This is a genomic window from Streptomyces sp. NPDC058678, from assembly GCF_042714835.1.
Classification (GTDB): Bacteria; Actinomycetota; Actinomycetes; order Streptomycetales; family Streptomycetaceae; genus Streptomyces.
Map to the genome: position 1 here is coordinate 70,284 of NZ_JBHXSG010000035.1, position 13,593 is coordinate 83,876.

Below are 13,593 nucleotides of genomic sequence, written 5' to 3' on the forward strand. Positions count from 1 at the left end.
GCAAGCTTGAGAAACACAAGGGGGTGCGCATGACCGGACGACCCGGCAGGACCGGCAGAACGGGAAGTCAGGCGAGCGCCGGAGATCTGCTCGAACTGGTGCGCAGCGGCCGCGCCACCACCCGGGGCGCCCTGCAACAGGCCACCGGCCTCTCCCGCGCCACCGTCGGCCACCGCCTCGACCGCCTCTTCCGCGCGGGCTGGCTCCGCGAGGGCGCCGGCGGCCCCGTCGACTCACCCCTCGGCGGCCGCCCCTCCATCACCCTCGAGTTCGACGACGCGCACGCGGTCGTCCTCTCCGCCGACCTCGACACGCGGCACGCCCGTGCGGCCGTCCTGTCGCTGACCGGCGAGATCCTCGCCGAGCACAGCGGCACGCCGGTCATCGAGGACGGCCCCGACGCCGTACTCGGCGAGATCGGCCGCTGGTTCGCCGAACTCCTGGAGAAGGCCGGCCACCGGCCGGACGAGGTCTGCGGCATCGGCCTCGCGGTACCGGGCCCGGTCGACACCGACACCGGCCGCGTCGTACAGCCGCCGATCATGCCCGGCTGGGACGGCTACGACATACGAGGCCGCATGGCGAGGGCCTTCACCGAACACTCCGGTGCCGGGCCGGTACCCGTCCTGGTCGACAACGACGCCAACCTCATGGCGTACGGCGAACAGCGCACGAGATATGCCGACTGCTCGGCCTTCGTGCTGGTGAAGGTGTCGACGGGCATCGGCGCCGGAGTCGTGGTCGACGGCTCGATCTACCGAGGCGTCGACGGAGGTGCGGGCGACCTCGGCCACATCCGGGTCCCCGCGGGCGCCGACGCGCTGTGCCGCTGCGGCTCCTACGGCTGTCTCGCCGCCGTCGCCAGCGGTGGCGCCGTGGCACGGCGGCTGGCCGAGGCCGGGGTGCCGGCGGCGTCCGGCTCGGACGTACGGGACCTGCTGGCCTCCGGGCACCCGGAGGCGGCGGCGCTGGCACGGGACGCGGGCCGTCAGGTCGGGGACGTCCTGGCGACGGTCGTGACGCTGCTGAACCCGGGCGTTCTGATGATCGCGGGGGATCTGGCCGGAACCGCCTTCCTCACGGGCGTACGCGAGCTGCTGTACCAGCGCGCGCTGCCGCGCTCCACCGCTCATCTGGACGTCGTCACCTCGCGGCTCGGGGAGCGGGCGGGCCTGGTCGGGGCGGGGGCGATGGTCGTGGAGCACCTGTACGCGCCGGAGCGGGTGGAGGAACGGCTGGCCGCACTGGGGGTGTGACCACGATCTTTTCGAGGTTGTTTCGGTCCGGAGACGCGTCCGCATGGTGAAATTCCGGCGCCTGTGACAGCGTGATTATCGCCACCCTTGATAAGGCTTGCGCTCAGATGAGCGGATGGTGCTCGATTGCACTTCTCCAAGGGGTGGCACTGAGTGCCACCCCTTGATCGTTCATCGATCGAAAACGGACGGGCTCGCAGCCGCTCATGTGAGCAGAATTTCAGGAAAGTGAGCGCTCTTGCGTTCAAGAAGTGAAAACATGCGCCCGTATCCGCGTGCCCAGCTTTGACTTTCGATCCGGTGGCGGACGAGTGGTTACAGGCGTATGACGGGCAAGTGGACGTACCCAGAAGCCTTTGATCTGGGTATGTTCCTGCTCGTCAGGGCAGCCACCGCGTCCTCGAGGAGTCGAGACCCGTGTCGGAAAACAAAGATCCCCAGGTAGCTGAGCACGGCACCAGCGTTGAGAGCGTGAAGTTCGTTTACGACTTCACCGAGGGCAACAAGGACCTCAAGGACCTCCTCGGCGGCAAGGGTGCCAACCTCGCCGAGATGACCAACCTGGGCCTTCCGGTGCCTCCGGGCTTCACGATCACCACCGAGGCCTGCAAGGTCTACCTCGACAGCGGCGAGGAGCCGGCGGCACTGCGTGACGAGGTGAGTGCACACCTCGACGCGCTGGAGCAGCGCATGGGCAAGAAGCTCGGCCAGGCCGACGACCCGCTCCTGGTCTCAGTCCGCTCCGGCGCCAAGTTCTCCATGCCGGGCATGATGGACACGGTCCTGAACATCGGCCTCTCCGACAAGTCGGTCCAGGGCCTGGCCAAGCAGGCCGGCGACGACCGCTTCGCCTGGGACTCCTACCGCCGCCTCATCCAGATGTTCGGCAAGACCGTCCTCGGCGTCGACGGCGACCTCTTCGAGGACGCCCTGGAGGCGGCGAAGACGGCCAAGAAGGTCACGGTCGACACCGAGCTGGAAGCCGCGGACCTCAAGAAGCTGGTCACCCGCTTCAAGAAGATCGTGAAGACCGAGGCAGGCCGGGACTTCCCGCAGGACCCGCGCGAGCAGATGGACCTCGCCATCCACGCGGTCTTCGACTCCTGGAACACCGACCGCGCCAAGCTCTACCGCCGCCAGGAGCGCATCCCGGGCGACCTGGGCACCGCGGTCAACGTCTGCTCGATGGTCTTCGGCAACCTGGGCCCGGACTCCGGCACGGGAGTGGCCTTCACCCGTGACCCCGCCTCGGGCCACCAGGGCGTGTACGGCGACTACCTCCAGAACGCCCAGGGCGAGGACGTGGTCGCGGGCATCCGCAACACCGTCCCCCTGGCCGAACTGGAGACGATCGACAAGAAGTCGTACGACCAGCTCATGCAGATCATGGAGACGCTGGAGAACCACTACAAGGATCTCTGCGACATCGAGTTCACCATCGAGCGCGGTCAGCTGTGGATGCTCCAGACCCGCGTCGGCAAGCGCACGGCGGGTGCGGCGTTCCGCATCGCCACGCAGCTCGTGGACCAGGGCCTGATCGACGAGGCCGAGGCGCTCCAGCGTGTGACGGGCGCCCAGCTGGCCCAGCTGATGTTCCCCCGCTTCGACGAGGACACGAAGGTGGCGAAGGTCGGCCGGGGCATCGCGGCGTCGCCGGGTGCGGCGGTCGGCAAGGCGGTCTTCGACTCGTACACCGCTGTGAAGTGGTCGCGCTCGGGGGAGAAGGTGATCCTGGTCCGCCGCGAGACGAACCCGGACGACCTCGACGGCATGATCGCGGCCGAGGGCATCCTGACCTCGCGAGGCGGCAAGACCTCGCACGCGGCCGTGGTCGCGCGCGGCATGGGCAAGACCTGTGTGTGCGGCGCGGAGGAGCTCGAGGTCGACACCAAGCGGCGCCGGATGACGGTCCCTGGCGGCCATGTGGTGGAGGAAGGCGACCTGATCTCGATCGACGGGTCGAGCGGCAAGGTCTACCTGGGCGAGGTCCCGGTCGTCCCGTCCCCGGTGGTGGAGTACTTCGAGGGCCGGATGCACGCGGGCGCCAACGACGCCGACGAACTCGTCGAGGCGGTCCACCGGATCATGGCCTTCGCGGACAGGAAGCGCCGCCTCCGTGTCCGGGCCAACGCCGACAACGCCGAGGACGCGCTGCGCGCCCGTCGCTTCGGCGCCCAGGGCATCGGTCTGTGCCGCACCGAGCACATGTTCCTCGGCGACCGGCGAGAGCTGGTCGAGCGGCTGATCCTGGCCGACACGGAGACCGAGCGCGAGGAGTCGCTGAAGGCGCTGCTCCCCCTCCAGAAGAAGGACTTCGTCGAGCTGTTCTCGGCGATGGACGGCCTCCCGGTGACGGTGCGGCTACTGGACCCGCCGCTGCACGAGTTCCTGCCCGACATCACGGAACTCTCGGTCCGCGTGGCCCTGGCCGAGTCCCGCCAGGAGCCCCACGAGAACGAACTGCGCCTGCTCCAAGCCGTCCACCGCCTGCACGAGCAGAACCCGATGCTGGGCCTGCGCGGCGTACGCCTGGGCCTGGTCATCCCCGGCCTGTTCACCATGCAGGTACGGGCGATCGCCGAGGCCGCGGCCGAACGCAAGGCCGCGAAGGGCGACCCGCGCGCCGAGATCATGATCCCGCTGGTGGGCACGGTCCAGGAGCTGGAGATCGTCCGCGAGGAGGCCGACCAGGTGGTGGCCGAGGTCGAGGCCGCCACGGGCACGTCACTCAAGCTGGCGATCGGCACGATGATCGAACTGCCGCGCGCCGCCCTGACCGCCGGTCAGATCGCCGAGGCGGCGGAGTTCTTCTCCTTCGGCACGAACGACCTGACCCAGACCGTGTGGGGCTTCAGCCGCGACGACGTCGAAGCGTCGTTCTTCACGGCGTACCTGGAGAAGGGCATCTTCGGCGTCTCCCCCTTCGAGACGATCGACAGGGACGGCGTCGGTTCCCTGGTGAAGCTGGCCGCGGAGGCCGGCCGCGCGACGCGCCCCGACCTGAAACTCGGCGTCTGCGGCGAACACGGCGGCGACCCCGAGTCCGTCCACTTCTTCCACGAGGTCGGCCTGGACTACGTCTCCTGCTCGCCGTTCCGGATCCCGGTGGCGCGACTGGAGGCGGGACGGGCGGCTTCGCAGTCGGCGGGGAGTGACCACCGGTAGGCCCGACGGGCCTTGGCCGCGGAGGCTTTGACCTGCTGAGGCTTCGGCCCGCTGAACGCCGGAACCGCCGACTGTCCCCGACCGACCCTCACTGATGGGCGGCGATTCCGGAGCACGAAGAGAGGGCGGCACCCTGTGCGGGGGGCCGCCCTCTTGGCATTGCCTCGTGCGGCTGACCTCGCAACATAGGGTCGGGCGCACGATGACCGACTCCTACACCTATGGAACCAGCACCTACCGCCGACGAGCTGGTCCGCCTCGTCGAGCCGCGTGCCCGGTGCATCCCGCCTGGGACCCACCACAGCGTCTTCGAGCCGTCGGGACGCCGCATAGGTGCGGGCCCCAACGACCGTCACAACGTGTTCGTACAGGTCGACGACGTGATGCGTGATGCGCTGTGCTACGTCCTGAACGGCCCCCGCACCTCGTACGTGATCCCGCCCGACGAACTCCCGCTCGTCCCCCGCTGACTCGAGAAGTACAGCCGCGTGCCGTCGGGGGAGAACGCCGGGCCCGTGATCTCCGACGACGACTGGCCGTCGATGCGCAGGAACGGGGCGATCACGTCGGCCGGGGTGATCACGCAGATCTCCATGTTGCCGCCGTCCTCCGCCACGAACAGGTCGCCGGAGGTGGTGCCGGTGATGTTGTCGACGCCGGTGAGCGGGGCGGTGCCGCCTGTCACCAGAGAGTCGTCGTACGCCAGCTCGTAGGTGTTGGCCGCCAGGTTGAGCTGCCAGACGCGGTTGTCGCCCTTCGTGGTGAACCAGACCGTGTCGTCGGCGTAGTGGCAGCCCTCGCCGCCGTTGAAGGACTTCGAGCCGGAGACCTGGGTGCGGGTGGTGGTGGGGGAGCCGTCCGGGTCGGGGACGTTGGCCCAGGTGAAGGAGCCCGAGGTGGCGGAGCCGGCGACCATGACCTGGAGGGTGCCGGAGGAGAGGTTGCCCCAAGTCGTCGGTACGAAGCGGTAGAAGCGGCCGTTCGTCTCGTCCTCCGTCAGGTAGATCACCCTGCGCACCGGGTCCGCGGCCGCCGCCTCGTGCTTGAAGCGGCCCATCGCGTCGCGGCGGGTGGCCGACTGGAGGCCCCAGGGGTCCGTCTCGTAGACGTAGCCCAGGGACACCTCCTCGCAGGACAGCCAGGTGTTCCACGGGGTTTTGCCGCCCGCGCAGTTCTGCCGCGTGTTGGACAGGATGCGGTACGCGCCCGTGATCGTGCCCGTCGACGAGAACCGCACCGCGCTCGCGCCGCCCGACGGGTTGATCTCCGAGTTGGAGACGTAGATCCAGCCCGTGCCGTCGGTGTAACAGGCGCCGCCGTCGGGGGCGTTGTGCCAGGTGTACGACGTTCCGGTGACCGTCTGGCCGGAGCGGGCGATGACCCGGCTGGTGAAGCCGCTCGGGAGTCTGATGCCGTTGGTGTCGGGGGAGCCGAGCGCCCCGTAGGGGCCGGCTCCGGGTTGGGCGGGGGCCGCGTACGCGGCGCCTCGCCACAGGGTTCCGCCGAGGACGGCGGAGGAGCCGCCGATGACGGCCGCACGCAGGAGGGTACGACGTTCCACGCTTGCTCCAGGGTGTGTCGTGACCTGCCCGCCACCGGTCCGGCGGCGGGGTGGCGCGGTCTCGGACCCTAGGGGCGCGGGATGGACTCCCTGTGGACGGGCTGTGAAGCGGGGGCGCGGTGTACATGACCAGCGACGTGCAGTGCCAGCATCTCTCGGCCTCGCTGGGTGGCGCCGCCCGGTGCATGGCCCGCCATGGGTTCCGCCGACGGCAGTCGCACCACCGCGTCCAGGCCGCCGGTCGCCGCCGCGCGCACGCTCGCCTCGCCGCCGCTCGCGTGGGCGAGGCGTTGGACGAGGGAGAGGCCGAGGCCGGTGCCGCCCTTGGGGGCACCGGGCGCGCGCCAGAAGCGGTCGAAGGCGCGGGCGCGTTGGTCGGGGGTCATGCCAGGGCCCTCGTCGGTGATGTGGAGGTCGACCCAGCAGGGGCGGGCGTCGCGCAGGGCACGGCGGGCGGGGACGTGGAGGCGGAGTTCGATGGTGACGGTGGTGGCGGGCGGGGAGGCCCGCAGGGCGTTGGAGAGGAGGTTGTCCAGTATCTGTTCGATGGACCCGGGCAGTGCCAGCACCGGGCCCACGCTGCCCGCGAACAGGACCAGGGACACGTTCCGCCGGTCGAAGAGCGGCGCCCAGGTGTGGTGGCGTTCCGCGCAGACCGCGCCGATGTCGATAGGGCCGGGTGTGGCCGCGTGCTCCTCCAGTCGCGCCATGGCCAGCAGGCCCTCGACCATGCGGGAGAGCCGGTCCGTCTCGGTGACGGCGGCGGTGAGGCTGCCCTGGCCGCGGGCGGTGACGTTCGGTTCCAGGTTCTCCAGGCGGAGGCGCAGGGCGGCGAGCGGTGTCTTCAGCTGGTGCGAGGCCTCGCCGGCGAAGGCGTGCTGGGAGTCGATGAGATGGGCGAGGCGGGCCGCCGTACGGTTGAACGCGGCGGCCAGGCTGCGGACTTCGGGCGGGCCCTTGGTGACGGTCACCGGCTGGACGCGGCCTCCGTCCGCCAACTCGTGTGTCGCGCGCTCCAGTTCACGGATGGGGCGGCCGGTCCAGCGGGCGATGCCGAAGCCGACGAAGGTGACCGCGGTCAGTACGCCGAGTCCGCCCACGGCGAGCAACAGCCATACGTGGTGGACGCGTTCGTGGACCGTCCGGGTCGGGAGCGTGAGCCAGACGGCACCTTCCGGCCGTACGTCCTGGCCCACGGGTGCGGCGACCGAGAGGTATTCCACCCCGCCGATGGTGGAGGTGCGGACGTCCACCGTGGAGGTGCCTCGCAGGGCGGCCGTGATGCCGGGGCGGGACGTCAGGGCGCGGGACGCGTCCGGGGTCAGCGGATGCGAGGTGGCGAGCGGTGCGCCCGTGTCGTCGACGACCACCACCTTCCCGCCGATGCGCTCGGCGCAGTGGGCCACCCGGGCGGGCAGGTCCTGCGCGGCACGCCCGGCGGCGAGGGACAGGGCGGCGTACGCGGAGACCGACTCGGCCTCGTCCTTCGCCGCGTTGACCACCCGCTCCCGCTCGCCCCGCGAGTACACGAAGCCGAGCGGGATCTCCAGGCAGAGCAGGACGAGCGCGGCAAGGGTGAGGTAGCTGAACAGGAGGCGACGGGTCATGTCGAGCCCAGTCGCTGTTCGCTCGGCGCGCCGTGCACCGCCAGCCGGAAGCCGACGCCGCGCAGCGTCTGGATCCATGCGGGGTGGCCCAACTTCTTCCGCAGTGCGGCGACATGGACGTCGAGGGTCTTGGTCGGGCCCTCGTAGTGCGGGTCCCAGACCCGGTCGAGGATCTGCTGCCGGGAGCAGACCGCGCCGGGGTCCTCGGTGAGCAGCGCGAGCAGCTCGAACTCCTTCGGCGTGAGGGCGACTTGGTCCTCGCCGACCCAGACCTGGCGGGTGCGGCGGTCGACGACGAGCGGGCCGGGTTCGGGGGCGGGGGCGTGGGCCGCGGCCGAGACGGGTTGCTCGTACGACGGTGGCGACAGGGGTTCGTGCGACGGGACCGGCGGTGGGACCGGCGCTCGGTCGTACGACGGGACCTGCGGCGGCACCGGCGCACGGTCGTACGACGGCGTCGACAATGGCATCGGCGCACGGTCGTACGACGGCATCGACACCGGCCTCGGCGTCGACCCCGGCACCGGCTCCGGCACCGCCTGTGTCCGCTGTGTCCGCCGCGTCACCGCCCGCACCCGTGCCACCAGCTCCCGCATGCTGAACGGCTTCGCCAGGTAGTCGTCGGCCCCCAGTTCCAGGCCCAGCACCCGGTCCGCCTCCTCCCCGCGGGCGCTGAGGATGACGATGGGGACGTCGGAGACCTGTCGGATGCCCCGGCAGACGTCGATGCCGTCCATGTCCGGGAGCCCGAGATCGAGCAGGACGACATCGCCGTACGGGCCTCTCAGGCCGTCGGTGCCGGTGGCGACGTGGTCGACCGTCAGTCCGAAGTGGCCGAGACCCTCGGTGAGCGGTTCGGCGATCGTCTCGTCGTCCTCGATGAGCAGTACTCGTAGGCCCATGCGTCCCGTCTCTCCGTGAACCGTGAACCGTGAACCAGGAATCGGCGTGAATCCAGGTGCCCGGATCCGCATTTCGTGCTCCGAAGTCGACACGTTACAAGATGACAGCGCATGCACGAAGCGGGACAAGAAATGTTCAATTCCTGTCCGGGCTCTGGCCGTTACTTAACCTTTCTCTGGGGCGCACCCCCCTACGGTTGGGGTGACCTGGTCGAACTTCCCGTCGAGGAGGCATCGTTGAAGGCACTTCTGGACCGCGCCCGCACGTTCACACAGCGGGTCGAATTCGAGCCCGGCGAATACCGGAAACTGGCCGAGGGGCAATATCCCGAGGCGCTCTTCATTACCTGCTCGGACTCCCGGGTGATACCCGCGCTCATCACGGGCGCCCGGCCCGGAGAGATATTCGAGCTGCGGAACGCGGGCAATATCGTGCCGTCGTACGGGTGGCCCGGGGCAGGTGGTGAGGCGGCCACCATCGAGTACGCACTGGAGGTCCTCGGGGTTCAGGACGTCGTGGTGTGCGGTCACTCACACTGCGGAGCGATGGGCGCGCTGAAGTCCGGCGACGACCTGGCCGCGCTGCCGGGCGTGGGGGCCTGGTTGGAGGTGGCCCGCCCGGAGCTGGCTCCGATGCTCGCCGACGCCTCCGACGATCCGTCGCTGTCCGACGTGGCGCAGCACAACGTCGTCAACCAGCTGGCCGCGCTGCGCAGTCACCCGGCGGTTCGGCAGCGGCTCGACGCGGGCCGGCTGCGGTTGCACGGCTGGTACTACGAGGTCGACACCGGGCGGGTGTACGAGCTCGACGACGACGGTCGTTTCCGGGTGCACGCCGGATGAGCGGGGCGCATGCGCGCAGTCGGGGTGCCGTCTCCAGGAGTGGGGGCGCGAGTGCGGTCAAGGTCGGCAGCAGTGGGGGCGCGACGACGGGCAAGGCCGGTCCCAAAGCCGACCTCGGCACCGAGATCACCGCCTCCCTTGTCGTCTTCCTCGTCGCCCTCCCCCTCTGCATCGGCGTCGCCGTCGCCTCCGGGGTCCCGGCCGAGCTGGGGATCATCTCCGGAGTGATCGGCGGGCTGGTGGTCGGCGCGGTGCGGGGCAGCACGCTCCAGGTCAGCGGGCCCGCGGCGGGGCTCGCCGCGCTGGTCGCGGAGACCGTCGCCGAGGTCGGTGTGGCCATGCTGGGCGTGATCGTGCTGGGGTCCGGGATCCTGCAGATCGTCCTCGGTGTCGTACGGCTCGGCCGGATGTTCCAGGCGATCTCGCTCGCCGTCGTCCAGGGCATGCTGGCCGGCATCGGGCTGCCGCTGATGTTCAGCCAGGCCTACCCGATGGCCGACTCGAAGGCGCCCGGCACGCCGATCGAGAACATGGCCGGGATCCCGGGGCTGTTCGCCGGCATCCTCACCGACCGGCAGGCGATGATCGCCACGCTGCTCGGTGTCGTCACCGTCGTGCTGAGCTTCCTGTGGAAGAAGGTGCCGGGGCCGGTGAAGAAGATCCCGGCCGCGCTGGTGGCCGTGGGCATCGGTATCGCGGTCGCCGCGCTGCCCGGCGTGGACGTGAAGACGCTCCAGGTCGGCAATCTGCTCGCCGCGGTGAGCGTGCCCGGCGGGGAGCAGTTCGCGGGGCTCACCGATACGGCGATCATCACGGCGATCCTCACCTTCACGGTCATCGCCTCCGCGGAGAGCCTGTTCACGGCGGCCGCGGTGGACCGTATGCACAGCGGCCCGCGCACCCGCTACAACACCGAGCTCATCGCCCAGGGCGCGGGGAACACGGTCGCGGGCGTCCTGGGGGCCCTGCCGATCACGGCGGTGGTCGCGCGCAGTTCGGCGAACGTGCAGGCGGGCGCGAAGACCCGGCTCTCCCGCACCCTGCACGGCCTGTGGCTGCTCGCGTTCGCGCTGCTGCTGCCGCAGGTGCTGGCCCTGATCCCGATCTCGGTGCTCGCCGGGGTGCTGGTGCACAGCGGCTGGAAGCTGTTCGCGCCGGAGGAGTTCCCGAAGATGTGGCGCCAGGACCGGGGCGAGTTCGCGGTGATGACCCTCACCACCCTGGTCATCGTGGCGACCGCGCTGCTCGAAGGAGTGCTCGTCGGGCTCGCCGCCGGGATCGTGCTGGCCGCGCTCAGGATGTCGCAGACCGTGATCCGCCAGCACGTCGAGGACGACACCGCCAAGGTCGTCATGGCCGGAAACGCGACCTTCCTGCGGCTGCCGAAGGTCATCGAGGCGCTGGAGGCCGCGGCGGCCTCGGGCAGGCCCCGCATCCGCCTCGACCTGACCGGCGTGACCCATCTGGACCACGCCTGCCGCAACCAGGTGGAGGAGTTCACGGCCCAGCAGAGAGGGAACGGCGTACGGGTGGAGCTGCTGATGCCGGGACCGGCGAAGCCGGTGCCCGCCGAGGTCGAGCCGGACATGCCTGCGACGCCCGATGCCGGGCCCGGCCCCGGTGCCGAGTGGTTCTACCTGGACACGCGGCCCCTCCCGGACGATTACCTGGAGCGTCCCCCGCTCGTAGGCTGAACCTCACCTGCCAGCGGAGGGAGGGTCGGCCATGGCCGGCTGGACCGAGAAGGACATCCCCGATCAGCGCGGCCGAGTCGCCGTGGTCACCGGGTCCAACAGCGGCATCGGGTACGCCGCCGCAAGGGAGCTGGCACGCCGGGGCGCCCGTGTGGTGCTGGCCTGCCGGAGCGAGGCACGCGGCACCGAGGCCGGGGACCGGATGGCCACCGAAGTGCCGGGCGCGGAGGTCGAGTTCGCGCGGCTCGACCTCGGTGACCTCACCTCCGTACGGCAGTTCGCGGCCGTCTTCCCGTACGACCGGCTCGACCTGCTCGTCAACAACGCGGGCGTGATGGCGCTGCCGTACGGGACGACCGCGGACGGGTTCGAGACGCAGTTCGGCGTCAACCACCTCGGGCACTTCGCGCTCACCGGACTGCTGCTGCCCGTGCTGCTCGCCACGCCGGGTGCGCGCGTGGTGACCGTCGCCAGCATGATGCACTCGATGGCCAACATCGACATCCGCGACCTCAACAGCGAGCGCGGGTACCGGCGTTGGACCGCCTACGCCCGCTCCAAGACCGCCAACCTGCTCTTCACGCACGAGCTGGCGCGCAGGCTGGCGGCCCACGGTTCGGACGTCGTCGCCGCGGCGGCGCACCCCGGCTACGCCGCCACCAATCTTCAGACCCAGGGCCCCCGGATGGCCGGCCGCAAGGTCAGCGAGCGGTTCATGGAGGTCGGCAACCGCTTCTTCGCCCAGTCCGCCGAGGCGGGCGCCCTGCCCACCCTGTACGCCGCGACCGCGCCCGACGTATCCCCGGACTCCTTCACCGGCCCGCTCTGGGCGATGTGGCGCGGGAGCCCGGGCCCGTCCTGGCGAGCACCGTGGACGCTCAACGACACGGCGGGGGAGCGGCTGTGGGCCGCCTCGGAGAAGCTGACGGGGGTGGCGTACGGCCAGCTGAAGGCGTGACCGGCGGTCGGCCGGGGTCCTCGCGCCGGTCGACCCTCGCGCCGGTCGACCCTCGCGCCGGTCGACCCTCGCGGCGGTCGGTCCCCGCGCCGGTCAGTCCTTGCGGCCGGTCACGGCCACCGTCACGCCCAGACCGATCATGGTGAGCCCACCGGCCCCGCCCACCAGGGAGAGCCGCCGGGGCGACTGCGCGAACCAGTTCCGCGCGGTCGCCGCCGCCAGCCCCCACACGGTGTCGGACGCGAGAGCGATGAGGTTGAAGACCAGGCCGAGCACCAGCATCTGTGCCGCGGCGTGCCCCCGTCCCCGGTCGACGAACTGCGGCAGCACGGCGGCGAAGAACACGATGGTCTTGGGGTTGGTAACCCCCACGGCGAACCCTTCCCAGAACGTGCGCAGGCCCCCTTGCGCCGCCGCCCCGTCACCGGTGAAGGCGGCCCGCAGCGCTCCGCGCTCCCGCCACGCCTTGACGCCCAGGTACACGAGGTAGGCCGCACCCGCGAGTTTGAGCGCGGTGAAGACGAGGACCGAGCGCTCGACGACCGATCCGACCCCGAGCGCCACGGCCACGATCAGCACGTAGGCGCCGGCCGTGTTCCCGACCACCGTGGTGAGGGCGGCCCGACGGCCCTGGGCCAGTGCCCGGCCGACCACGAACAGCACGCTGGGACCGGGGACCACGATCAGCAGGAAGGACATGGCCGCGAAGGGGAGCAGACGGTCGACAGGCACCATGAACCCCATGCAAGCACGGGGGGCGGCCGTGCCTCCAGCAGGTATCTCAGGCCGTCGCCCCGCTGTCCACCACCAGGTCCGTGCCCACCGTCGAGGCGGCGTCGTCCGAGGCCAGGTAAAGGACGGCGGCGGCCACTTCCGCCGTGGCGGAGACACGGCCGAGCGGGACGGCTTCCCTCATCCGCTCGGCGCGGTCGGCCTCCGTCTCGCCGGGGCGCAGGGACATGGGGGTGTCGACGGCGCCGGGGCTGACCGCGTTGATGCGGACGCCGTCGCGGATGTGGTCGAGGGCGGCGCCCCTGGTCAGGACGGAGACGGCGGCCTTGGAGGCGGAGTAGGCGGCGGCTCCGGGGTGGCGGGTGTGGACGCCGAAGCTGGAGGCGATGTTGACGATCGCGCCGCCCGCCGGCTGGGTGCGCATCTGGCGGATCTCGGCCCGGAGGGCGAGGAACACGCCGGTGACGTTGGTGTCGAGCTGGGTGTGCCAGTCCTCCTCGGACAGGTCGGCCAGCGGGGCGCCGCCGCGGAAGACACCCGCGTTGTTGACCGCCACTTCGAGCGAACCGAAGTGGTCCACGGCGGCGGCCACGAGGGCCTGGGCGTCGGCGGCACGGGTGACGTCCGCGGTGACGGCCAGCGCCTTGCCGCCCGCCGCCTCGATGAGGGTCACCGTCTCGTCGAGCGGCTCCTGCCGCCGCCCCGCTACGACGACGTTCGCGCCCTCGGCGGCGAAGGCGAGGGCGACGGCCCGTCCGATGCCGGAGCCGGCGCCGGTGACGAGGGCGGTCCTGCCGGTGAAGCGAGCGATGGCCATGAGTTCCCCTTTTTTTGACCGATCGGTTCAGTATGAGGTTGTGAGAAGGGGCCCTCGG

General features: G+C 70.9%; 11 protein-coding genes. 6 read left to right on the plus strand and 5 right to left on the minus strand.

Annotated elements, in window-relative coordinates; translation table 11 throughout:
* Nucleotides 1-29: 29 nt before the first annotated feature.
* The 3 genes from ACFWWR_RS28525 to ACFWWR_RS28535 all read left to right on the plus strand — a co-directional run bounded on the left by ACFWWR_RS28525 (nucleotide 30) and on the right by ACFWWR_RS28535 (nucleotide 4,891).
* Nucleotides 30-1,256 (plus strand): ROK family protein, encoded by a 1,227-nt coding sequence (locus tag ACFWWR_RS28525; RefSeq protein ID WP_383867864.1) that lies wholly within the window; start codon nucleotides 30-32, stop codon nucleotides 1,254-1,256.
* Nucleotides 1,257-1,673: 417 nt separating this feature from the next.
* Complete coding sequence (gene ppdK, locus ACFWWR_RS28530; RefSeq protein ID WP_383867862.1) at nucleotides 1,674-4,421, plus strand: pyruvate, phosphate dikinase; 2,748 nt, start codon at nucleotides 1,674-1,676, stop codon at nucleotides 4,419-4,421.
* Nucleotides 4,422-4,642: 221 nt separating this feature from the next.
* A complete protein-coding gene (locus ACFWWR_RS28535; protein ID WP_383867860.1) occupies nucleotides 4,643-4,891 on the plus strand; it encodes a hypothetical protein in 249 nt (82 codons plus the stop codon).
* On the opposite strand, the gene ACFWWR_RS28540 is transcribed toward ACFWWR_RS28535, so the two are convergent.
* The 3 genes from ACFWWR_RS28540 to ACFWWR_RS28550 form a co-directional block, all read right to left on the minus strand.
* Entirely contained in the window at nucleotides 4,822-5,982 is a 1,161-nt protein-coding gene (locus ACFWWR_RS28540; RefSeq protein WP_383867858.1) for an alkaline phosphatase PhoX, read from the minus strand. The genes ACFWWR_RS28535 and ACFWWR_RS28540 overlap by 70 nt on opposite strands.
* Before the next feature lie 68 nt (nucleotides 5,983-6,050).
* Nucleotides 6,051-7,589, minus strand: a complete 1,539-nt coding sequence (locus ACFWWR_RS28545) for a sensor histidine kinase (protein WP_384306064.1) — start codon at nucleotides 7,587-7,589, stop codon at nucleotides 6,051-6,053.
* A complete protein-coding gene (locus tag ACFWWR_RS28550; RefSeq protein WP_384306068.1) occupies nucleotides 7,586-8,491 on the minus strand; it encodes a winged helix-turn-helix domain-containing protein in 906 nt (301 codons plus the stop codon). Before ACFWWR_RS28550 ends, ACFWWR_RS28545 begins: the two co-directional genes overlap by 4 nt.
* Nucleotides 8,492-8,728: 237 nt before the next feature.
* On the opposite strand from ACFWWR_RS28550, the gene ACFWWR_RS28555 reads away from it, so the two are divergent.
* The 3 genes from ACFWWR_RS28555 to ACFWWR_RS28565 are packed head-to-tail and all read left to right on the plus strand — an operon-like array spanning nucleotide 8,729 to nucleotide 11,986.
* Nucleotides 8,729-9,334, plus strand: a complete 606-nt coding sequence (locus ACFWWR_RS28555; RefSeq protein WP_383867852.1) for a carbonic anhydrase — start codon at nucleotides 8,729-8,731, stop codon at nucleotides 9,332-9,334.
* Nucleotides 9,331-11,028, plus strand: coding sequence for a SulP family inorganic anion transporter (locus tag ACFWWR_RS28560; protein ID WP_384306071.1), 1,698 nt, complete (start codon nucleotides 9,331-9,333; stop codon nucleotides 11,026-11,028). Before ACFWWR_RS28555 ends, ACFWWR_RS28560 begins: the two co-directional genes overlap by 4 nt.
* A 31-nt stretch (nucleotides 11,029-11,059) precedes the next feature.
* Nucleotides 11,060-11,986, plus strand: coding sequence for an oxidoreductase (locus ACFWWR_RS28565; RefSeq protein WP_384306074.1), 927 nt, complete (start codon nucleotides 11,060-11,062; stop codon nucleotides 11,984-11,986).
* Nucleotides 11,987-12,079: 93 nt separating this feature from the next.
* Here the strand turns inward: ACFWWR_RS28565 and ACFWWR_RS28570 are convergent, their stop codons facing one another.
* Both ACFWWR_RS28570 and ACFWWR_RS28575 read right to left on the minus strand, forming a co-directional pair.
* Nucleotides 12,080-12,721, minus strand: a complete 642-nt coding sequence (locus tag ACFWWR_RS28570; protein ID WP_384306077.1) for a LysE family translocator — start codon at nucleotides 12,719-12,721, stop codon at nucleotides 12,080-12,082.
* A 46-nt stretch (nucleotides 12,722-12,767) separates the two neighbouring features.
* Entirely contained in the window at nucleotides 12,768-13,535 is a 768-nt protein-coding gene (locus ACFWWR_RS28575) for an SDR family NAD(P)-dependent oxidoreductase (protein WP_383867844.1), read from the minus strand.
* Nucleotides 13,536-13,593: the final 58 nt, after the last annotated feature.